The organism is Candidatus Limnocylindrales bacterium, assembly GCA_035626395.1.
Classification (GTDB): Bacteria; Desulfobacterota; Binatia; order UBA1149; family CAITLU01; genus DASPNH01.
In genome coordinates, this window is the sequence record DASPNR010000013.1 from 58,527 (window position 1) to 79,733 (window position 21,207).

Sequence of the window (21,207 nt, forward strand, 5' to 3'; positions counted from 1 at the left end):
GGCGATCCCCCCTCGACCTCTTGATCGGCGCGCGGCGGGAAGTCGCCTGCCGCTTCGTCCTTGGCCGCTTCGCACTCGTCTGACTGGTGAGGTGACCGGAGGTGGTGCCGCATGCGCGTGGATGCATGCAAGAGAGCCGAGCGTGATTCCCCACGACGCTGCGGCCCTGACGATCGGCTTCATCGACGCTTCCCCTTTTCCAAGCGCCAGAGAACCTGTCGTCCGCCCCCACGGCGCGAACAGCTCCAACAGGAGAATATTGGATCGATCGCATCCAACAAGGGTTGTCCGACGACGCGGGAAAATATTCTTCGGAAATTGAGAAGCGCCAAAAAAAGCGCGTGGTCAGTCGGCGCGATCACCGATGGCGAAGAGCGTCGCATCGTTGATCGCATAGACGGTGCCGTCGGGACCGGTGAGCGTGGGCGTGTAGCCCTGGCCGAGACCGCCGTTGAGCTCGATCGATTCGCTCAGCTCACCGGTGGTCAGGTCCCAGCGATAGAGCCGGCCGTCTTCGTTGTTGGCCAGCACCGATTTCGTGATCGGGTCGACGGCGGCCGTGTTGATGCACCATTCGCGTAGAGCGTTTGGAAACGCCGCAACCAGTTCGTCATCCACCGTCGGGCTGCGCACCGTCATGACTTCGTTCATCACGTCCAGCCCGGTGACCGGATCGCGCATGCCGACATTGGGATCGAGCACCGCAATGCGGTTGATGCCGGTCCCGCCGGCCGTGGCGTAGTCGTTGTACTTGGACAGAATCAGATAGGAGGAGGGGCCGGTGTAGGAGGCGACGATGGCGGCGGGAATGATCGAGGGCGTGTCGTCCCAGCCGAAAGCCCCGACGTAGCCGGCAGGCACCAGATCGGCGTCGAAGTGCATGAGCCAGCCGCGCCCATGGTTCCACCCGTACAGCTGCTCGAGCACACCGAAGTAGACGTGACCGTCGGGACCGACCGTGGGAGCGGCGGTGCCGTCCTCGAGGAGCAGTGCGTCGATCGCACTGCTGGGATCGACGAGGCGTACCATCGCGCGCGTCTCGAGCGTCCGCGCATCGAGCCCCACCAGATAGCCGGCCGCTCCGTCGGTAACCGCCACGTACAGGCGCGTGCCGTCGGGGCTGATGGCCGGCGCCGAGTTTCCCAGGACCTGTGTCATCGCGGCATCGCCCGTCATCTCGGCCGGCGTCACCCACGACGCCTGCCCGTCATCGCTCATGCGCACCAGGACGCTCTCGAGATCGGACGGCGGCGTGCCCACGACCTCGACGCCGAAGAAGACGTTGCCGCCGCCGTCGGCGGTCAGCGGCGTGTTGATGAAGACGCTGTCGCGAAAGGCCGTGCGGTCACTGAGATAGTTCTCGAGGCCGTAGTAGGCGCGGCGCTCGATCTGGCCGCCGTGCTCGTCCACCAGCGTGCGCGTGAGCACGGTGCCGCCGGCCGCGGGAATCCAGAGCTTGTCGGTCGAAGAGAGCACGGGCGAGAACGTGGGCAGCCAGCGGTGCGGCGGGATGACGTAGTCGCTGCGCCGGCTCCATCGCCGCCTGCCGTCGGTGCCGTCCACGGCAACGACGCGGAACTTGCCGTCGACACCCAGCTTGACCGGCACGACCACGGTGTTGGCCTGGGTGATCAGCGGGGAGCCGTAATGCGCCAGCAGGCTGCCACGCCGCGTGTACTGGGGCCGGCGGTCGACGCGCAGCTTCCACAGGATGCGCGTCAGCGGCCGCGTCGCCACATCCCCGATGGCCGTGTGCTGGGAGTTGCGCCCGGCGGTTCCCCAATACGGCGCGGCGAGCGCTGGAGCGGCCACGAAAACGGCAATGCCGATCGAAAGGAGTGCGGTGCGCACGGACATCGGTCTCGCTTAACATCGCGGTTGCATCAATGACGAGCCGCTTTCGGCGGCTCCCACGCAGACGGGTCGCGTCAGGCGGCCGCGACTTCGCGAGCCATCGGGGCGGCCAGCGTGAAGCGGAACGTGGCGCCGCTGCCGACCTTGCCTTCGGCGGCCACGCGGCCGCCATGGCGGCTGACGATGCGGGCCACCGTGGCCAGACCGATCCCGGTGCCTTCGTATTCGGTCGGAGGGTGCAGGCGCTGGAAGGGCTGGAAGAGCTTGTGCACGAAACGCATGTCGAAGCCGCAGCCGTCGTCGCGCACGAAGAAGACCGTTTCGTTGTCGAGGCGGTCGGCACTGACGTGGATGCGCGCGCTCTGGCAGCGGCTCGTGTACTTCCAGGCATTGTCGATCAGGTTGACGATGACGATGCGCAGCAGGCGCGGGTCGGCGTCCGCCACCAGGCCGTCATCGACCTGGAAGTCGACGTCGCGGCCCGGCCACCGCGCCGCAATCTCTTCGGCCACCTCCCGGAACAGCGCCGTGACGTCCACCCTCTGCAGGTGCAGCTCGCTGCGCACGACGCGTGAGAGCGTCAGAAGATCGTCGATGAGCCGCGACATGTTGCGGCTGGCCTTCTGGATGCGCGCCAGATGCGAGAGAGCCGGCGGGGTCAGCTCTTCGCCGTGGTCGTTGGCCAGCAGCGTGGCGAAGCCTTCGATGGAGCGCAGGGGCGTGCGCAGGTCGTGCGAGACGGAATAGGCGAACGCCTCCAGCTCTCCATTGGCCGTCTCCAGCTCGGCCGTACGCGAGCGCACCTTGAATTCGAGCTCGCGGTTGAACTGGCGAAGAACACGCTCGAGCGCGGCACGGCTGTCGGCCAGCGCGCGGACGGCGGCCTGCTCGCGCAGCTCGGCGAGCGTGTCCTTCTCCACCTCGCGCGCGCTCAGCACGGAGGCGCCGAACGCCAGCAGCAGCGTGAAGTACTGATAAGTCGCACCATGAACGCCGGTGCTGCCGCCGAACACGATCATGAAGGCCGCCGCGATGGCGGCCACGATCACGGTGACCAGCTGCGAAACCCAGCCCCACGGCAGATAGCTCGAGGAGGCCAGCGCAACCATCATGAAGACGAGATTGGTCGTGCCCAGGTCCTGCACCACCGCTCCGGTGATGCCGGTGACGATGTGCATCGTGCAGGCGATGCCCACCATGCACGGCACGATGATGCGCCGCTCGGGCGTGCGCCGGGCGACCAGGTAGCCGACGATCGCGGACAGGATCTGGACGGCCTTGGAAGCGAACAGGATGAAGAGGTGCGACTCGTCGAATGCGAGGTGAATGACACCGTAGGCCGAGGTGGCCACGATCGTCACCCATATCACGTGGCGGAAGCGGCGCAGCAGCAGCGGCGCCAGCGCCTCTCGCGACGGACCGGAAGGCTCCGCCGGCACCGGTGCTGGCGCGGCGTACTCGGCGTACTCGGCCGCGACCGGCAGGGTCCCTGCATGTCCGGTGGTCGGCGGCGTGCTCGTCACGCCGCGTAAAATAGGGGGCCGTCTCACCCACGGCCAGACCGGCGGCGGGTCCATGAAAAAAAAGGACGGGCACGGGGCCCGTCCTTCGAAAGCACGGCGGCTGGCGGCCGCCTGCCGGATTCATTCCTCAGTAGTCGTAGCCGCGCATGCGGTCGAAGTGCCGGCCGATGCGGTCGATGATGAACCGGTGCGGAGGCACCACGCGGTAGCCCGTGCACCGGCGTTCATCGTGCGTCGTGCCGTCGCTCATGTACGTGCGCGTCACCTCGCAGTCGCGGTCACGGAAGACCTCGCGGCTGGTGACCGCCGGCTGGTACTCGTAGCGCTCCTCGTAGTAGGTCGGCTGGTTCTGGTAGACCTGCGTCGGCTGATTCTCGTAGACCTGCGTCGGCTGATTTTCGTAGATCTGCGTCGACTGGTTCTCGTAGACCTGCGTCGGCTGGTTTTCGTAGATGCGCGTCTCGTGCTCTTCGTAGACGCGCGTGTCCTCGTCTACCCAGCGCCATTCAGCAGCCGCCGGCGCCGCAGTGACTGCCAGCAGCCCGACGCTCGCGAGAATCGTGAGTGGACGTTTCATGGGGAACCTCCTCATAAGTCCCGCCCCGCAACCGGGAGAGGCTGCGGGACATGAAACGTAGACCCCGCTCCGCATCGTGATGTTCACGCTTGCACGGATCTTACGGGGCGAGGTGGGTGATTGCGTGCGCAGCGGCGTCGCACGTACCCGCAACGGGGTGCAAATGCTGCGCGGGACGTTGGGACGGCGTCAGAAGCTGCGGGCGAAGAGGTCGGCGATCGCGAGCCTGCCCGAGTCGGTGAGAAAGCGGGTGCCGGTCCCGGTGAAGTGCGGATGCCGGATGACGGGCTGGCCTGCAGCCTGCCAGCCAGAGCCGTCCCAGGCGAACCACGCGTTCTTCTCCTGATCGAACACGAACAGCGGCTTGTTGCAGATCTTGGCGAACTCGGCGCCCCAGCCGGTGCCGCCCTTGACGGTGCCATCCTCCAAGATGTGCCCGACGACGTAGATTTCCTGCCCGTTGTTGACCTGATGCCAGATCGTCTGCAGCACCTTGCGGAACAGCGGCGTGTCGCGGTACTGGCGGTGCATGAGGCGGCTGACGTAGGCGAGGCTGACATCGCCGCTCTTGAGCTCGGCGTGCGTCAGGACGCGGATGCCGCGCGTGCGCGCGTCCGAATGGCCCTCGAACGTGAAGTTGACCTCGTCGATTCCGTGACGCTCGGCGACCACCCCGAACTCGGCTTCGGCGCCCTGCGCGGCTCCGCTGAAAAGAATGCACTCTTCCTTGTCGAGCTTGGTCGTCACGGCTGTTCTCCTTGGCCCGGGGATCGACGGTCGCGAAACATCGGCTCTGCGCGCTTCGTCTGCAAACGTACGGCGCGCAGCATCGCGCGCTAGAGCAGAAAGACGGTGGCGAGCCCGAGCAGCAGGCCCATGCTGACGATGTCGGTGGCGGTGGTCAGGAAGATGCTCGAGGCCGTGGCCGGATCGGCGCCGAGGCGCCGCAGCGCGATGGGCACCATCGCTCCGGAGATGCCGCTGCACATGCAGCTTCCCACCATCGCGACGAAGACGATTCCCGCCAGCGCCAGCGGATTGCTCTCGTCGCCGGCCGTGATGTACATCGCCAGCCCGGCCAGCGCGCCCACGACGACACCGTTGAGGATGCCGAGCGCGGCTTCCTTGGCCACGACGGTGATGGGACTTCGCTCGGCCAGCTCGCCCAGGGTCATTCCGCGCAGCGTCACCGCGAGCGCCTGACATCCGGTGTTGCCCGACTGCCCGGCCAGGATGGGAAGAAACGCCGCCAGCGTCACGATCCTGTCGATGGTCGCCTCGAAGACTCCCACCACCGCACCGGCGGCGAACGCGGTCAGCAGGTTCAGCAGCAGCCACGGGTTGCGCAGCCGCAGCGCGCGCGGCCACGGCGTCGACAGGCGCTCCTCCTTCTCGACGCCGACCATGCTGCCGGCCTGCACGACGAGCTGGAACACGCGCTGCTGGAACAGATCCTCGCCTCGCACCAGGCCCACGAGGCGCCCCTCCTCGTCGCACACGGGATAGACGGGATAATGCCGCTGCACGGCTTCGTGCATCGCCTCGGCCACCGCCATGTTCGCCGAGAGCGAGAACGGCTCGCGGATCATGATGTCGGCCAGCGTCAGCGACGGGTCGGCCAGCAGCATCTCGCGCATGACCACGACGCCGAGAAGGCGGCGGTCGGCGTCGGTGACGTGGATGTAGGTGATGAAGGCCGTCTTGACCTGCTCGCGCAGCTCCACGACCGCATCCCGGATCGTCGTGTGCGGCGGAAAGACGCCGACGGGCTCGGCCATGAGGCGCCCGACGGTGTTGTCGGGGTAGCTGGCGTTGACCTCCCATTGCCGCCGGCGCGACTCCGGCACGCGCGCCAGGATCGCGTCGCGCCGGCGGTCACGGAACTTGCCGAGGATGCGCAGCGCGTGCGGCGGCATCATGCGCGTGAGCATCTCGGCCACGACCGAGTCGGGCTCGTCGGCGAGCTGCGCGTAGGCTGTCTGTGCCGAGCCGCGCGCGATCTCGCGCTCGATCTCGCGCAGGCGTACCGGATCGGTCGGGCTCTCGGCCGTTCGTGCGCTCTCGGCGGTCAAGGGACTGTCGGCGGCCATCGGACCTCCACGCTGACGTCGTTCATCGTCGAAGGACGGGGCAGAGACGCGCGCCGCCGGCCGCTAGCGGGTCCGGTGCGAGCGCCTGCCGCTCCCAACCTGCCGACATGCGCGGATAGTGCAAAGCGTGACCGTCAGGACGCGTCGACCTCCGGGCAGTTCAGCGTCACCGGCAGGCCCACCGCGAACTGCAGGTCCCGCAGCGCATCAGTGGCCATGACGTCTCCGCTGTCGTCGACGTCGCAGACGCACAGTGCGCACGACCGCAGACCCACCGACGCCCGCAGGATGGCGCCGGCATCGACCGCGGTGATCACGCCGAACACCGGTGCTGCATCGCCGCAATCGGACGGGCACTCGGCCGGCACGGTCGTGGTCGTCTCGGGCACGGTGGTCGTGGTGGGTGGCTGGGTCGTGGTGGTGCTGGTCGTGGTCGTGGTCGTCGGCGGCACCGTGGTGGTGGTGGTGGTGGTGTCGGGCAAGGTCGTGGTCGTCGGCGCCAGTGTGGTGGTGGTGGGCGGCGGCACCGTCGTCGTCGGCGGTGGCAGCGTCGTGGTCGGTGCCAGCGTGGTCGTCGGCGCCAGCGTGGTGGTGGTCGCGGGCAGTGTCGTCGTGGTGGTCGGCGGCGGCAGGGTGGTCGTCGTCGCCGGCAGCGTCGTGGTCGGTGCCAGCGTCGTGGTGGTGGGCGGCAACGTCGTCGTCGTGGCGGTGCACTCGGGAGAATCGACGATCAGGCAATTGAACGTGCAGCAGTCGTCGCCGGCCGTGTTGCCGTCGTCGCACTCCTCGCCTTCATCGATGGTCTCGTTGCCGCAAAGCTCGTCGGGCTCCACGGTGAAGCCGGCGTAGCGCACCTGGTCCTGCGAGGAGTTGTAGAAGCCGAACAGGCCGGACTGGAACGTATCGTCCTGGATGGTCCACGTCTGCAGCAGCATGCTGTCGCTGACGCGGGTGACCTCGATGGTGAACTCGCCGGGCGTGAACAGCAGCCGGAAGTCATAGTCCGTGAAGGAGACCCAGGGGATGTCGTTCTGGACCAGCGGCGTGCCGAGGTCCCACAGGTCGAGCCCGCCCGGATCGTCGGGACAGGTGTCGACGACCTTGACGCGCATGCCGATGTCGGCGTTGCCGAAGGTGGGGCCGCTGGCCTGCGAGGCTTTCTTCCAGTCGAACAGATAATACTGGCAGCGGTTCTGATAGCCGAAGACGAAGCCGATGAAATCGTCGTCGTTGGTCGTGTCGACGCGCCAGCTGCCGACGATCTCGGTGTTCGTGATGTCGAAGTCGCCGACGAGGATCGAGGGGTCGGCGTTGACGACCTGGGTGGCGACGGTGTCGGAGTCCGACAGCACCCAGCTCGCGTCATCCTGGCTGTCATGCTCGTACTGCACGACGGTCCAGGTGCTGAGATCGACCGGTATCTGCGCCGCGCCTGCAGCGGTTGCGGCCGAGACGAGCGTCCACGAAACCAGGGCGACTCGAGCGGTTGGTATTCTCATCACTGGCCCCCGATGCGCGCCGGCGCGCCATGCTGTGCGTTGCGACAGAACGTGGTCGTGAGTGAGCGCACGGAGGATGCACGGCGCAGGGGACCTTGGCAAGGCGCAGCCCCTGACCGCGTGGAGCAGACCGTTGGGGCGGCGTCGGCCGCAGCCGCAATGACGCCAGCGCACTTTCGCAATGGCATGTAGCCGCCGTCGGTCTTAGAACTCTTGCTGGAGTGGGGACTCCTCGATGGTCCAGGATCGAATCACTCGCCCGGCAGGGGCTGCGGCGCTGTTCGTCGTTTGCTTGCTCACGGCGGCCGCGGCGCGTGCAGAGCTGAGCGCCGGCCGCGGCGGCAGCGATGCGCAGGCCGCCGGCCACGCTGCAGCTGCTGCGCCGGCCGCCGCCATGGCGTGGGACGGCGCCGACCGCACCGAAGTGGCGGTGGCGTTCGCCCGCCACTACCTGCCGGCGCAGGACTACGAGACGCACCTGGGTTGGACCGGCGACGTCGGCCAGTGCATGTCCGGCGCTCCTTCGCAGCTGTTCCTCGATCGGACGATGTCGCGGGTGAACTACTTCCGCGCCCAGGCGGGCATCGCCGCAGACGTCCAGGGCGACGCGGCGCTGGATGCTCAGTGCCAGCAGGCGGCGCTGGTGATGGCCCGTCAGGGCCAGACGTCGCACTATCCGGCCGACGACTTTCCGGGCAATCCCTGTCTCTCCGACGCCGCCGACACGGCCGCCGCCAAGTCCAACCTGCTGCTCGACTCCATCGGGCCACCTGCCATCGACCGCCTGATGAAGGATCCGGGCGTGAGCAACCGCTATGTCGGCCACCGTCGCTGGCTGCTCTATCCGCGCCAGCAGGTCATGGGCAACGGCGCCATCCCCGCCGCCGGCGCCTACCGCGCCGCGCACTGCAATCACGTCATCGGCGGCTTCAAGCCGTCGCAGCCGACGCAGGCGGTGCCATGGCCGAACGAGGGCTTCGTGCCGTGGCAGGTCGTTCCCAACGACGGCGACGACCCCCCGCGCTGGTCCTTCTCCTACGCGGGCGCCGGCTTCGCGTCGGCCACGGTGTCGGTGGAGAAGCTCGGCGCCGATGGCGGCATGATGGCGGTGACACGGGAGCAGGTCGGCAACGGCTACGGCGACAACACGCTCGTCTGGAAGATCGACGGCGTGCCTGCCTCCGCGCCCGAACAGGATACGACGTACCGCGTGACCATCGGCGGCGTCACCGGCGCGGGCCAGTCCAGCTTCGTCTACGACGTCACGGTCATCGATCCCTACGATCTGGGCCTCGACCTGCAGCCGCACGGGCCCGAGGAGCCGGTCGTCGGCGGAGAGTCCGTCTACGGCTTCGGTGGCTTCGAGCATGCCGACGGTTTCGACGTCCGCGTGGCACGCGCGTCCGATGGCGACTGGCTGGAAGGCGCCGAGAGCGCATCGGCTCCCGTGATCGATCAGACCACCGGCGCCTACGATCTGCGCACGACCCTGGTCAAGGCGAGCGGACAGAAGTCGTTCCATCTGACGGCGCCGAGCCTGCAGGAGCCGGAGCAGGCGTTCATCATCGACAGGATCGTGGTGCCGTCGGCGGCCAGCACGCTGCGCTTCAAGAACCTTCGTCGCTGCGCTTCGCAGACATCGGCGCTGCATGCCCAGGTGTCGCGCGATGGACAGTCGTGGCGCACGCTGTGGTCGCGCACGGGGCAGGCGCTGATCCTGTGCTCCTCCGCCGACTGGGACGCCGGGTTCCAGAGCGTCTCGGCCTCATTTCCCGCCGATCTCGTCGGACAGACGGTGCAGGTGCGGTTCCTGTACAGAATCGCGGGGCCGCTGGTGTTCGGCGGGACCGGCTCGAGCCTCGGGTTCTTCATCGACGACATCGAGGTATCCGGCTCGCGCGAGCTGGTGGATGCGAGCGAGACGGAGCTGCCGGCGGGCGCGACATCCTTTTCCCTGACGCCGCAGCACGAAGAAGAGCTGTGGCTGCAGGTGCGGCCGCGCGTGGCGGACGTGCGCTACGGCTACGGAACGCCGGCGGTGGTCTTTGCCGTCGAAGGCGAGGTGTTGTGCGGCGACGGGAGCGGCGACGGCGAAATCACCGCCAGCGACGCGCTGCTGGCGCTGAAGGCCGCGGTCGGCGCGGCAAGTTGCGTACTGGCGGTGTGCGACGTCAATGACAGCGGCGGCCTGACCGCCAGCGACGCCCTGCTGGTTCTGAAGTTCGCCGTCGGCGGCGCCGTCACGCTCGACTGCCCGATGCCCTGAGGATGCACGGCCTCTTCTACGATCCCGCTTTCGTCTCACCGGCGGATCGCGCCGAGATCGTCGGATGGCTGGCCGGGATCCGGCCGCTGTGGGAGGACCGCTTCACCGAGCGGGAAGCGCTGGCGGCCGGCGGGCAGCGGCGACTGCTGCGGCCCGTCTACTGGCTCGGCAACTGGCAATTCGCCTGTCTCAACTACTACCGCCCGCCGCGCGGCATCCACGACCGCTGCGTGCAGGCCGAGCCGTATCCGCCCGCGCTGGCGCGGCTCGTGGCGCGCATCGAGAAGAAGGCGCGCGCGATGTTCCGCGGCGCGGACATGCCCGAGGCCTGGCACCTGAACACGTGCCTGGTCAACCTCTACGGCGCGCGAGTGGACGCGGACGGGAAGCGCACCGACACCGCCCGCGTCGGCGAGCATCGCGACGACGAGCCCGGCCCGGTGGCGTCGATCTCGCTCGGCGAGCGTGCGCTGTTCCAGTTCGTCGCCACGGGCGGGCGGCACGAACCCAAGCGCGTCGTGCACGGCCAATGGCTCGACGATCGCTCGCTGCTGATCTTCGGCGGCCACACCTGGAAGCGCGCGACCGTGCATCGGGTGCTGCGCGTGGATCGCCGCCAGGGTGCGCGCTTCGACGTGGACGTCGAGGGCTTCGAAACGCGCCGGGTCAACTTCACGTTCCGCTACGTTCCCGACGAGCACATCCTGCCATATGCCCGGCTCGGGCATCAGGCGCGCAGCGACGTCGAGCGCTACGTGCGCGAGCTCGCCAGATCGTCGCAATTCTTCGCGGAGCAGCTACAAACGGCGGTTTCATGATCCGCCTCGACCAGATCAGCATGCAGCACGGCCGCCAGATCCTGTTCCTGGAGGCCGGTGCCGCCATCCATCGCGGCGAGAAGGTGGGACTGGTCGGGCCGAACGGCGCGGGCAAGTCGACGATCTTCCGCCTCATCACCGGCCAGGAGCAGCCCGACGACGGCAGCGTCTCCATCGATCGCGGCGTGACGGTCGGGTACTTCAGCCAGGACGTCGGCGAGATGTCCGGACGCACCGTGGTCGCCGAAGTCATGGATGGAGCGGGGCCGGTTTCGGAGGTCGCGGCCGAGCTGGCCCGGCTCGAGCACGATCTGGCCGATCCGGAAAAGGCCGACCGCATGGACAAGCTCATCGAGCGCTACGGCGACGTGCAGTCGCGTTTCGAGGAGCTTGGCGGCTACGAGCTGGAGGCGCGCGCCCGCGAGGTGCTGGCAGGCCTCGGCTTCTCCGCCGAAATGGTGGACGGCGACGTGGGTCTGCTCTCGGGCGGCTGGAAGATGCGCGTGGCGCTGGCGCGCATCCTGCTGATGCGTCCTTCCGCGATGCTGCTGGACGAGCCGTCCAACCACCTCGACCTCGAATCGCTGATCTGGCTCGAGAACTTCCTGAAGGCCTACGACGGCGCGCTGCTGATGACGTCGCACGACCGCGAATTCCTCAACCGCATCGTCACGCGAATCCTCGAGATCGACGGCGGCGAGCTGGTCAGCTATTCGGGCAACTACGACTTCTACGAAGCGCAGCGCGAGCTGGCGCAGGCCCAGGCGCAGGCCGCCTACGAGCGCCAGCAGGCCAAGCTGGCCAAGGAGATGCGCTTCATCGAACGCTTCAAGGCGCAGGCGGCCAAGGCCGCGCAGGTGCAGTCGCGCGTCAAGCAGCTCGACAAGATCGAGAAGCTCGAGCCGCCCAAACGCCGTGCCACGCTGACGTTCGATTTTCCGCCGTATCCGCGCTCGGGCGACGACGTCGTCAAGATCGAGCACCTCGACAAGCGTTATGGCAGCAGGGTCGTCTATGACGGTCTGGATCTGACCATCCGCCGCGGCGAGCGTTGGGCGGTGATGGGCGTCAACGGCGCCGGCAAGTCGACGCTGCTCAAGCTGGTGGCGGGCGAGAGCCAGCCCGACGGCGGCGTTGTCAAGATCGGCGCGGCGGTGCGCATGGGCTATTTCGCGCAGCACGCCATGGAAGTGCTGCGGCCGGATCGGACGGTGCTGCAGACTCTCGAGGATTCGTTTCCTCTGGCCGGCGGCGGAGTGCTGCGCACGCTGGCAGGCTGCTTCGGCTTTCCGGGCGACGACGTCGACAAGCCGTGCAGGATCCTTTCCGGCGGCGAGAAGGCGCGCCTGGTGATCGCGCGCATCCTCTACGACCGCCCCAACTTCCTGGTTCTCGATGAGCCGACCAACCACCTGGACATGGCGACCAAGGACATGCTGGTGCGGGCGCTCGCCGGCTATGAGGGCACCATGCTGTTCGTCTCGCACGACCGGCGCTTCCTGGCCGACGTGTCCAACCGCATTCTCGAGCTGAGCGCCGAAGGGCCTCTTCCCTTCGGCGGCGGCTATCGCGAGTACGTCGAGGCCAGCGGGCACGAAGCTCCCGGCCTGTGCTGAATTCAGTGCGGCCGCAGATGCATGCCGCGATGATGGTGCGCCGCGCGCTCGTCGACCGCCTTTTCGGACGGGTGCTGCACCTCGCCGGTGATGGCGCCGAGCGTGACGCCGTAGATTGCGTGCACGAGATAGGACGCGAAGACGGCGATCGCAGGATTGGGAAGCTGGCCCGAGAACAGTCCCATGCCGAACAGCGGCTTGAACAGCAGTTCGACCAGCGTCGCCAGGCCGAGGCCCATCAGCAGGCCCTTCTGCCAGGGCGCACCCGGCAGCTCGCGGCTGAGAAACATCGCGTAGATGTGCGGGAACAGCACTGCGCCGAAATTGAAGTGCCAGGCCATCATCACCCACCAGCTCCAACTGAAGCGCTCGGGCTCGTTCTCGAAGAGGATGCCGCCGAACAGCTCGGTCAGTCCCGACTGCGGATAGCCGACGGCAGCGAATGCGTACACGGCAATGGTGACGAGCAGGGTGCCGACAAAGCCGGCTGCCATCGCGCGAGGGATGATATGGGCGTAGTTCATCGGTTCGCTCCTGCGCAGATCTCACGGGCGCGTCCGCGTGCATCGCTCGCGGCGCGCCCACGCACAGAAGGAGCGACGTGTCAGCCGTGTCTTCCATGCCGTCGGACGCGGCGAATTGCTCGTGCGTGGGTCTCCACAACCCTGCGCATGGGGCGGCGCCGCCCAGGTCGGGGGCACGGTCCGGGTACGGCCCGGCAGTGAAAACGCGTGCCGGATTGGACCGTGGGCAGGAGCGAAAAAAAGTCGGCGGCAGGATGCGCGGGCCGTGCGTTTCCGTCTCGACAACGATGCGGCTCGTGCGTAGTTTGTCCCTCGTCCACAGCCTGGTCGAGGCACACACAGGCCTCTCTGCCGGCACAGCCGGTGACTGGGGCGGGGGAGCGGCATCGGCGGTCGCTTCGTCGGCAGCGGTTCTCGGGAACGCTCGATTCGTCCCCGCCGAACACAAGGAGGTGATCCAGTGATCTATCTTAGTACGAAGGTGACCTGTGAGGTGGTGTCCTCTTAGGAGGCGTCCTTCCCAGATTTCACTGGGTGATCCTTTCTGAAGGGGACCCAGACACCACCGAACTCCGGTAGTCCCGCTTTCACCGGCGGGCCGGCGACAACGCGAATCTCGCGACCGCCGGAAGCACTACCGGAGTTTTTGTTTGCGGCGCCGCCTCCCCCTGGCCATGCCGATCAGCCCGGCGCCCTCAGAGCCCGTGGCCGCCGTCGTGCCCGCCATGGTGGACGGGGAAGAGCGACAGAAGGCCCTGCCCCTCGTTCGCATCCGTGCTAGCGTCGCCACTCGCGCCTCCTCGAGCCCCGTCGCGACGTCGCCGGGTCGCGGCGCTATCGGGATGACGACGCTTCACGAACGCGACCTGCTGGCACTCCTCCTCGTGCGCGCCGTCGAGGAGCACGATCCGCACTGCTTCTCGCCGGAAGTGCAATCGGAGGCTGCGCTGGCAGCTGTCGACGCCGCCAGCGATGTCGAGTTGCTGGAGAAGCGAACCTCCTACCTGTTCCTGCGCCTTCCTCGCTCGGTGCGGGCGTGGGCACGCATCGCGCTTCTGCCCGAAGACTCGATGGGCGCGGTCATCGTTGCCGCCTTCGCGCTCGGGGCGTTGTCGAACTATCTCGGGCCCTCGGGGCAGATCCACGTCGCCTACAATCCGCTCGGGTTCCTGATCCTGTGGAACATCGGAGCCTACGCCCTGATCGGCGCGCGGCGCATCCGGCGTTCCGCGCGCGCCCGATCCGGATCGCGCCCAGCGGCAGGCGCTCACGCCGGCGAAGACGTCACCGCCGCCGCGGCTGCCGCCTCTCGCGGGCACAAGGAAGGGCGGACCGCCGGCGGCGACCGAAGCAGCGACCGCGGTTTCCTGCGCGTCCTCCTTCCGAGCCTGTGGATGGCGTGGAACCGCTCGCAGGCAGGCATGCGGTCGGCGGCCGGCAACGTCCGCAACACGCGCGAGATCGCGACCGCGTTCTGGGATTCGTACCAGGAGTCGGCGCGCGAAGTGATGATCGCGCGCGTCGAGAGCCTGGTCCACATCGCCGCCATCGGGCTCGCCGCCGGCGCGCTGGTGGGAACGTACGTGCGCGGCCTGTTCTTCGAATACAACGCCGTCTGGCGCAGCACGTTCGTGGTCGAGCCCTCTTCGGTTGCCGCGTTCCTGAACATGCTGCTCGCGCCCGCGAGCCTGGCATTGGACGGGCGCCTGCTCGGCATCGACGACGTGCGTCCGCTGCTCATGCCCGAGGGCGACGTGGCCGCGGCATGGATCCATCGGCTCGCGCTGATGGGCGTCTTCGTGGTTCTCCTGCCGCGCGCGATGCTGGCGCGCTCGGCCGCGCGGCGTGCCGAGCAGGCCGCCGCCGGCATCGAGGTCGATCTGTCCCAGCGCTACTTCGTCGAGAAGCTGCATGCGGCGCGCGAGGGGCAGATCCACCGCATCCGCGACGGCATCGCCTCCGCGCTGCGCACCGAGACCGGCAAGCTCGCGGAGTCGGTGGCGCTGTTCGTGCGCGACCGGTTCTTCGACAAGGTCGTCGCTCCGACCCTGTTCCAGTTCCGCAATCGCGGAGGCCGCATCTGCGACCTCGAAGAGGAGCTGGCGGCGCACAACGCGGCCTTCGGCGCTGAGCTCCAGGCGCATCTGCGAATCGCGCAGCGCGATTTCGACGACGGCGTGCGTCACTCGGTGCGCGGCATCATCGGCCGCGAGCTCGACCAGCCGCCCGAGCTGCTGGGCGACCTTGCCGCGCGCTCCGTCTCGGTGGACCCGCGCGGCATGACGGGCTCGGTGGCCGCCAACGTCGGCGACGCGATCGGCGCCACCGTCACGGCCGCCATCAGCGCCACGGCGGCCGCCATCAGCGGCGGCGTCGGCAAGACGCTCGGCGTCGCCGTCGTCTCGCACCTGCTCGGCACCACCGGGCCCATCGGCCTCCTGATCGGCGGCATCGGCGCTGCCGCAGTGGTCGGCGGCGCCTATGTGCTGGGACGCGATCGCGTGACGTCGGCGGTCAAGACCTGGCACATCCCGGCATCGGTGGTCGCGCTCGGCCTGCGCGACTCCAAGCTCGAGCGCGCGCGGCAGTCGACCTACGCCGAGGTCAAGCGCGAGATCGAGAGCCGCATCGAGCCCGAGATCGCCCCCGCCACCGAAACCATCCTGCGGCAGCTCTCGCTGGCGGTGGTCTCGCGTGCGCGACAGGGCGAGCGCTGATGGACCTGCTCGCACGCACACTGGAGGCGCTGGACTGGCCGTTCATGGCGCGAGAGCTGGCCAGCCATGCGCGCACTGCGGCCGGAGCGCGTGCCGCCGCCGAAGTCGAGCTGCACAAAGATACCGGTGCCATCGCCGAATCCCTCGACGCCATCGAAGAGATCCACGCGCTGCTCGAGGCGCGCGCCGGAGCTCCGCCGGTCGGCGGCGTCGAGGACATCGCCGAGCCGCTGCTGCGCGCCGCCCGCGGCGAGGTGCTCGACCTTGCCGACCTGCGCGCCGTGCGCAGCACGCTGGCGGCGTTGGCGGAGCTGGCGCGCTTCCTGGCGCGCCATGCGCAGGCTGCGCCGACGCTGGCTCGCCTCGGCGCGGCCATCGAGCTGGACCGCAAGCTCTGCGCGACGTTCGAGGCGGCGCTCGACGAGCGCGGCGAGCTGTCGGAGCGCACCTACCCGATGCTCGCGCAGCTTCGCCAGCGCATCGCGGCGCTGGAGCGGCGGGTGCGCAGCGTGATGGAGAGCCTGCTCGAGTCGCCCGAGCTCGCCGACGTGCTGCAGGAGCGCTACATCACCATCCGCGACGATCGTTACGTGCTGCCCATCAAGGCGCAGGCCAAGGGCATGGGCCTGGGCATCGTGCACGATGCCTCGCGCACCGGTCAGACGGTGTTCGTCGAGCCTGCGCAGGTCGTGCCCATCGGCAACGAGCGGCGCATGGCCGAGTCGGAGCTGTTCGAGGAGGACCGCCGCATCCGCGGCGATCTTTCCGAGACGCTCGGTCGCCACGCCGATACGTTGCGCGGCGCGCTGGAGGCGGCGACCGTGCTCGATGTCGCCTGCGCTCGCGCCGAGCTGGCCACGCGCCTTGGCGCGACGCGGCCGCGCATCGGCGTTTCCGGCATCATCGATCTTCGGCACGCGCGCCATCCGGTTCTCGCGCTCGGCACCGACGTCGTCGGCAACGACCTGTGCCTGTCCGAGGAGCGGCCGGTGCTGGTGCTGACCGGTCCCAATGCCGGCGGCAAGACGGTGGCGATGAAAACGATCGGCCTGTGCGCGCTTCTGGTGCGCGCCGGCTGCTTCGTGCCGGCGGCGCCGGGCTCGCGCGTGGATGTCTTCGATCCGATCCTGGCCGACATCGGCGACATGCAGACCGTGCACGGAGGCCTCTCCAGCTTCTCGGCGCACCTGACCACGCTCAAGGCGATGCTCGAAACCGCCGGCGCCGGCACTCTGCTGCTGCTCGACGAGATCGCTTCCGGTACCGACCCTGCCCAGGGCGGAGCCCTGGCCGGCGCCGTCATCGAGCGCCTCGCGGACGTCGGCGCCCGCGTGGTGGCCACGACGCACTATGCGCAGGTCAAGGCGATGAGCGCGCGCGACTCACGCGTGGAAGTCGCAGCGCTCGAGTATCGCGAGGGCCGGCCGACCTACCGCGTGGTGTCGGGTCTGGCGGGCGAGAGCCACGCGCTGGCCGCGGCGCTGCGAATCGGCATCGAGGAAGCGCTGGTTGCGCGGGCGCGTGAGCTGATGGACGAAGGCGAGCGCGCGCTGCACGAAGCGCTGGCGGCACTGGAGGTCGAGCGCGAGCGGGCGCGGGACGCTTCGCTTCGCGCCGATCTTGCGGCCAGCGATCTGGCCGCGCGGCAGAATGCGCTGGCCGAGCGCGAGCAGCGCATCCGCCACCACGCCAGAGAGATCCAGGAGGATCAGGCGCGTGCATTCCTCGAGCGGCTTCGCGCCGCCGACGAGGAGGTGCGCCGCCGTATCCGCGAGTTGCGCGAGGACCCGTCCCGACAGACGGCCACCCGGGCAGGCATGGCGATTGCGGCCGCGCGTGCCGCCACGGCGCTGCCACGCGAGCAGCAACCGGCGGCGAGCCGAGAGCCCGCCGTAGGCGACCGCGTGCGCCTGCTGCGCCTGGGCACGGTCGGCGAGGTGCTGGCCGTGCGCGACGGCGAGGTGGAGGTGAGCGCAGGCTCCCTGACGATCCGCGCCAGGCCCGCCGACGTCGAGGTGGTCAGCGGCGCCGAAGCGCGGCGGCACGTTCGCGCGCATCGTTCCCGCCTCGCTTCGCGATCGACCGCCGACGCGGATCGTGACGCGCTGGCGCAGAAGACGATGCAGGACGATCGGGCGCTCGAGGACGCGCTGCGCATGGCCAGCAACACCCTCGACCTGCGCGGCGCCCGCGTGGAGGAGGGGCTGGAACGGCTGGAACGCTTCCTCGACGAGTCCATGCTGGCCGGGCGCGACGCGGTCTTCGTGCTGCACGGACATGGAACCGGCGCTCTGAAGGCGGCGGTTCGGCGCGCTCTGTCGGCATCGAAGTATGTGGAGGCCAGCGGAGCGGCCTCCGAGGAGCAGGGTGGAGATGCATTCACCGTGGCGCGGCTGCGTGGATAGCCGCGTCGACCCCTGAGTACGCCTCCGCTGCGACCGCGCGCGGCGTCTAAGAGAAAACCGCAGCGCCGCCTCTTTCCTCACAGGGTGAATTGTTGGGCGCATTCAATTTTGGCTGCGCGGCGACGTCTGACGTGGCGCATGACGCATTACGCGCACGCCCTGAAGGGCGGGTGGTGGATGGGGAGCCTTGTCGGCGATCCTGCGGCGTGTTTGCGTGGACGATGACGATGTTTGGAGCGATGCGAAAGGGCGCGTGGTGTTCGGCGGTGCTTCTGGCGACGACGCTGCTCGCGCCGGGAAGCGAGGCCGCGCCGCGTCAGACTCAGCCCCGTGCGATCGTCGCGGTCGATCCCGCCGTCACTCTTGCCAACCGTGCCGACAGCTATCTGCGCGCCGGAGAGCTGCTGCCGCCGAGCGACCGCGCGACCGCATTCTACCGGCAGGCCCTCGATCTGGCGCAGCAGGCCCTCGAGCTGGATCCGACATCCGCGCGTGCCAACTTCGTCTACTTTGCGGCCAAGGGCCGCCTCCTCATGATCGAAGGCACCGCGCGCAACGTCATCGCACTCAAGAATTTGCGGCCCTATCTCGATCGTGCGCTGAAGACGGATCCGGACTATCCCGACGCGCTGGCGGCCAAGGGAGGCATGCTGCTGGAACTGCCGAACTATCTCGGCGGCGACTCGCGCCAGGCCGAGCAGGTGCTGCAGCGTGCCGTCCAGGTTTTCCCGGGCGGGCCCGCCACGCGGCTTCTCTACGCGAAAGCGCTGCTGCAGAACGGCAAGCTCACCGCCGCCCACGAGCAGCTTCGCCGCGCCGCCCACTATGCTTCGGTGCAGCGGCGCTACCTGGTCCTGGTGGACGCGCAGAAGCTGATGCGGCAGGTCGACAGCGAGATCGCGCGCAACAGCTCGCGCTAGACTTCCCACTCCATCGCGGGCGCCGCTTTCTTGCCGTACCCGGAGCGCCCTTGGCACGTCGCGGACGATGATTATCCTCGTCCGCATCCGCGCGCGACCTCTCCGATCCCACACCGCCGGGACGTTGTTCACGTACTAAGGCGCTTCGGCTGCGCATCACGTCCTTAGTACGTCGTGCATTCTCATTGTGAGATCGTGCGCGATCCGAACGAATTTTCCGCGGAAAAAATGCGTCGAGCGCCAATCGCAGTCTGGCCCGCCGAGGTCGGGTCCGGGTAAAACACGTGCGTGACATTCCGTCTCGGGGAAGACGGAGAAATACGTTGGGGAGGAATCTGGCCTTGTTCGAGACGAACGTCGGGGGATCGGTGCGCAAAGCGGCCGAGGTGGAAAAGAGGGGAACCGGAAGCAAGGTTCTGACGATGGCGGCGAGCGGCGCGCTCGCCGTTGCGCTGTCGTGGACCTCGCAGGCCGCGGCTTCGCAGGACGGAGCGGGCGCAGTGGCGGCCGATGCGCCGGCGGCGGTGGCTGCGCTGCGCGATGCAGCCGGCGTGGCCGATGCGGCACGCGATCTGCAGCCTGGGCAGCTCCTGCGTCTGGAAGGCATCGAGCTGGATGGCGAGGCCGGCATCACCGGTGCCGATCTCGAAGCGTTCGAGGTCACCACTGGCGACACGCAGTTCGTCGTCGAAGGCCCGGACGGGCCGCGCAAGGTCCACATGAAGCGGCCGGTGTATCTGCGCGGCGCGCTCGACAGCCATCCGGGCTCGGTGGCGGTGCTGAGCGTGCACGAGGACGGCGAGATTCGAGGCATCGTCTCCGCGTCCGGCAACACCTGGCTGATGCAGGCAGGCTCGGGCGAGGGCGGGGCGGCCGGCGGCGAGCGCCGCATCCGCACCTCCAAAGTCGACCCCAGCACGAAATCGCGAAAGTTCGACTGTGAAGCCGGCGAGAAGCATCAGGAGATCGACGGCATGGATGCCGCCGCCGACGCAGCGGCCGGCGGTGCAACCGGCGCCGAGATCGCGGCGCTGCCTCTCGCCTACACGGCCCAGGTCGCCGTCGAGCTGGACTACGAGTACTACGTGCAGCTCGGCTCCAGCGTCACCAACGCGGTCCGCTATGCGAGCGACCTGCTCGCATTCACCAGCTCCATCTCGCTGGCCGAGCTGGGGATGAACATCAAGATTCCGTTCATCCGCGTCTGGACCGTGGAGAACGATCCTTATTCGGGTCTGAGCAACTCCGACCGCCTCGCGCAGGTGCGCGCGTGGTGGAACAGCAACGATCCCACGCACTGCGCAGGACAGGCGTGCACGACGATCAAGCGCGCGACCACGCTGTACCTGAGCTCGGCCCGCACCAACGGCGGCGTCGCCTACATCAGCGCGCTGTGCGATGCGTACCGCACTCCCGGCAGCAGCTACGGCTATGCCGTGGTCGGCAGCATCAGCGGCTCCTTCAACATCGCCGATCCGCGCGTGGTGTGGGACATCGTCGGCACCAGCCACGAGCTGGGGCACAACTTCGGATCGCAGCACACGCACTGCTACCAGCCGGCCGTCGACACCTGCTGGTCGATCAGCGGCTCGAGCACGTGCTATGAAGGTCCGACCTCGCTGCCCGCGGGCTGCCCTGGCGGCGGCAGCGGCTGCGGCACCATCATGAGCTACTGCCACCTGCTCACCGGCGGGATGTCGAACCTGACGCTGACCTACGGCGCCGGCCATCCCTACGGAACGCTGCCGCAGCGCGTGCCCTCGGCGATGATCAACTACATCGCATCCGAGTACGCGCAGACGCCCGGCTGCTTCACGACCAGCTCGGCGGCAGCGGCGCCCACGCCGCCTTCGGACCTGAGCGCGACGGCGCTGTCGAGCTCGCAGATCAAGCTGCTGTGGAGCGATCGCAGCAGCGACGAGCAGGGCTTCCGCATCAGCCGCCGTACCGACATCGACACGACGTGGAAGGACATCGCCACCGTCGGCGCCGGCGCGACCACCTACACGAACGCGGGGCTGGCGGCCGGCACGCGCTACTACTACCGCGTGCGCGCGTTCAACTCGTATGGAGACTCGGTCAACTCGACCAGCGCCAGCGCCGTCACCTCGGGCGGCACGCTGCCGGCGACGCCGACGGCCCTGACCGCCGCGCCGATGTCGTCGACCTCGGCGTTGCTGAACTGGAACGACAACAGCAACAACGAGACCGGCTTCGAGATCCGGCGCAAGGCTCCCGGCGGCGTCTTCAAGAAGATCGGCACGGTGGGAGCGAACGTGGAAAGCTTCACGGACACGGGCCTGAGGTCGAAAACGCAGTACTCCTACCGCGTGCGCGCCTTCAACCAGCTCGGGCGCTCGAAGATCTCCAACACCGTCACCATCACCACTCCGTGAAG

Annotated in this window: 14 protein-coding genes; 7 read left to right on the forward strand and 7 right to left on the reverse strand. The window is 68.5% G+C overall.

Annotated elements, in window-relative coordinates; genetic code table 11:
• Positions 1–345: 345 nt before the first annotated feature.
• The 6 genes from VEC57_06975 to VEC57_07000 all read right to left on the reverse strand — a co-directional run bounded on the left by VEC57_06975 (position 346) and on the right by VEC57_07000 (position 7,543).
• On the reverse strand, positions 346–1,851 hold the full coding sequence (locus tag VEC57_06975) for a hypothetical protein (protein HYB98865.1): 1,506 nt from the start codon (positions 1,849–1,851) through the stop codon (positions 346–348).
• A gap of 77 nt (positions 1,852–1,928) precedes the next feature.
• The gene (locus VEC57_06980; GenBank protein HYB98866.1) at positions 1,929–3,377 is read right to left on the reverse strand and encodes an ATP-binding protein; all 1,449 of its coding nucleotides are present in this window, start codon (positions 3,375–3,377) and stop codon (positions 1,929–1,931) included.
• Between the two features lie 127 nt (positions 3,378–3,504).
• Positions 3,505–3,954 (reverse strand): hypothetical protein, encoded by a 450-nt coding sequence (locus tag VEC57_06985; GenBank protein ID HYB98867.1) that lies wholly within the window; start codon positions 3,952–3,954, stop codon positions 3,505–3,507.
• A 189-nt stretch (positions 3,955–4,143) separates the two neighbouring features.
• Positions 4,144–4,701 (reverse strand): hypothetical protein, encoded by a 558-nt coding sequence (locus VEC57_06990; protein ID HYB98868.1) that lies wholly within the window; start codon positions 4,699–4,701, stop codon positions 4,144–4,146.
• Between the two features lie 89 nt (positions 4,702–4,790).
• Positions 4,791–6,044 (reverse strand): magnesium transporter, encoded by a 1,254-nt coding sequence (locus VEC57_06995; protein HYB98869.1) that lies wholly within the window; start codon positions 6,042–6,044, stop codon positions 4,791–4,793.
• Positions 6,045–6,178: 134 nt separating this feature from the next.
• Positions 6,179–7,543 (reverse strand): hypothetical protein, encoded by a 1,365-nt coding sequence (locus tag VEC57_07000; protein ID HYB98870.1) that lies wholly within the window; start codon positions 7,541–7,543, stop codon positions 6,179–6,181.
• Between the two features lie 292 nt (positions 7,544–7,835).
• Here VEC57_07000 and VEC57_07005 point away from each other — a divergent pair, with 292 nt between their 5' ends.
• The 3 genes from VEC57_07005 to VEC57_07015 are packed head-to-tail and all read left to right on the forward strand — an operon-like array spanning position 7,836 to position 12,243.
• Complete coding sequence (locus tag VEC57_07005; GenBank protein ID HYB98871.1) at positions 7,836–9,809, forward strand: CAP domain-containing protein; 1,974 nt, start codon at positions 7,836–7,838, stop codon at positions 9,807–9,809.
• Between the two features lie 2 nt (positions 9,810–9,811).
• Entirely contained in the window at positions 9,812–10,627 is an 816-nt protein-coding gene (locus VEC57_07010) for an alpha-ketoglutarate-dependent dioxygenase AlkB (GenBank protein ID HYB98872.1), read from the forward strand.
• Entirely contained in the window at positions 10,624–12,243 is a 1,620-nt protein-coding gene (locus tag VEC57_07015; GenBank protein ID HYB98873.1) for an ABC-F family ATP-binding cassette domain-containing protein, read from the forward strand. Before VEC57_07010 ends, VEC57_07015 begins: the two co-directional genes overlap by 4 nt.
• A gap of 2 nt (positions 12,244–12,245) precedes the next feature.
• Here the strand turns inward: VEC57_07015 and VEC57_07020 are convergent, their stop codons facing one another.
• Positions 12,246–12,767 carry a DUF6789 family protein gene (locus VEC57_07020; protein HYB98874.1) on the reverse strand — a complete coding sequence of 174 codons (522 nt, stop codon included), beginning with the start codon at positions 12,765–12,767 and terminating at the stop codon, positions 12,246–12,248.
• Positions 12,768–13,609: 842 nt separating this feature from the next.
• Between VEC57_07020 and VEC57_07025 the strand changes: the two genes are divergently transcribed.
• The 4 genes from VEC57_07025 to VEC57_07040 all read left to right on the forward strand — a co-directional run bounded on the left by VEC57_07025 (position 13,610) and on the right by VEC57_07040 (position 21,205).
• On the forward strand, positions 13,610–15,484 hold the full coding sequence (locus tag VEC57_07025) for a DUF2868 domain-containing protein (GenBank protein ID HYB98875.1): 1,875 nt from the start codon (positions 13,610–13,612) through the stop codon (positions 15,482–15,484).
• Positions 15,484–17,889 (forward strand): Smr/MutS family protein, encoded by a 2,406-nt coding sequence (locus tag VEC57_07030; GenBank protein HYB98876.1) that lies wholly within the window; start codon positions 15,484–15,486, stop codon positions 17,887–17,889. The genes VEC57_07025 and VEC57_07030 overlap by 1 nt, the downstream gene beginning before the upstream one ends.
• Positions 17,890–18,110: 221 nt before the next feature.
• Positions 18,111–18,809: a TRAP transporter TatT component family protein gene (locus tag VEC57_07035; protein ID HYB98877.1), complete on the forward strand. Its 699-nt coding sequence runs from the start codon at positions 18,111–18,113 to the stop codon at positions 18,807–18,809.
• Positions 18,810–19,150: 341 nt separating this feature from the next.
• Complete coding sequence (locus VEC57_07040) at positions 19,151–21,205, forward strand: fibronectin type III domain-containing protein (GenBank protein HYB98878.1); 2,055 nt, start codon at positions 19,151–19,153, stop codon at positions 21,203–21,205.
• Positions 21,206–21,207 lie beyond the last annotated feature (2 nt).

Bases quoted from the DNA above. Each gene is read 5' to 3' on its own strand.
- VEC57_06985 (HYB98867.1), bottom strand. From the start codon at position 3,954: ATGAAACGTCCACTCACGATTCTCGCGAGCGTCGGGCTGCTGGCAGTC.
- VEC57_06995 (HYB98869.1), bottom strand. From the start codon at position 6,044: ATGGCCGCCGACAGTCCCTTGACCGCCGAGAGCGCACGAACGGCCGAG.
- VEC57_07000 (HYB98870.1), bottom strand. From the start codon at position 7,543: ATGAGAATACCAACCGCTCGAGTCGCCCTGGTTTCGTGGACGCTCGTC.
- VEC57_07010 (HYB98872.1), top strand. From the start codon at position 9,812: ATGCACGGCCTCTTCTACGATCCCGCTTTCGTCTCACCGGCGGATCGC.
- VEC57_07015 (HYB98873.1), top strand. From the start codon at position 10,624: ATGATCCGCCTCGACCAGATCAGCATGCAGCACGGCCGCCAGATCCTG.
- VEC57_07020 (HYB98874.1), bottom strand. From the start codon at position 12,767: ATGAACTACGCCCATATCATCCCTCGCGCGATGGCAGCCGGCTTTGTC.
- VEC57_07025 (HYB98875.1), top strand. From the start codon at position 13,610: ATGACGACGCTTCACGAACGCGACCTGCTGGCACTCCTCCTCGTGCGC.
- VEC57_07030 (HYB98876.1), top strand. From the start codon at position 15,484: ATGGACCTGCTCGCACGCACACTGGAGGCGCTGGACTGGCCGTTCATG.
- VEC57_07035 (HYB98877.1), top strand. From the start codon at position 18,111: ATGACGATGTTTGGAGCGATGCGAAAGGGCGCGTGGTGTTCGGCGGTG.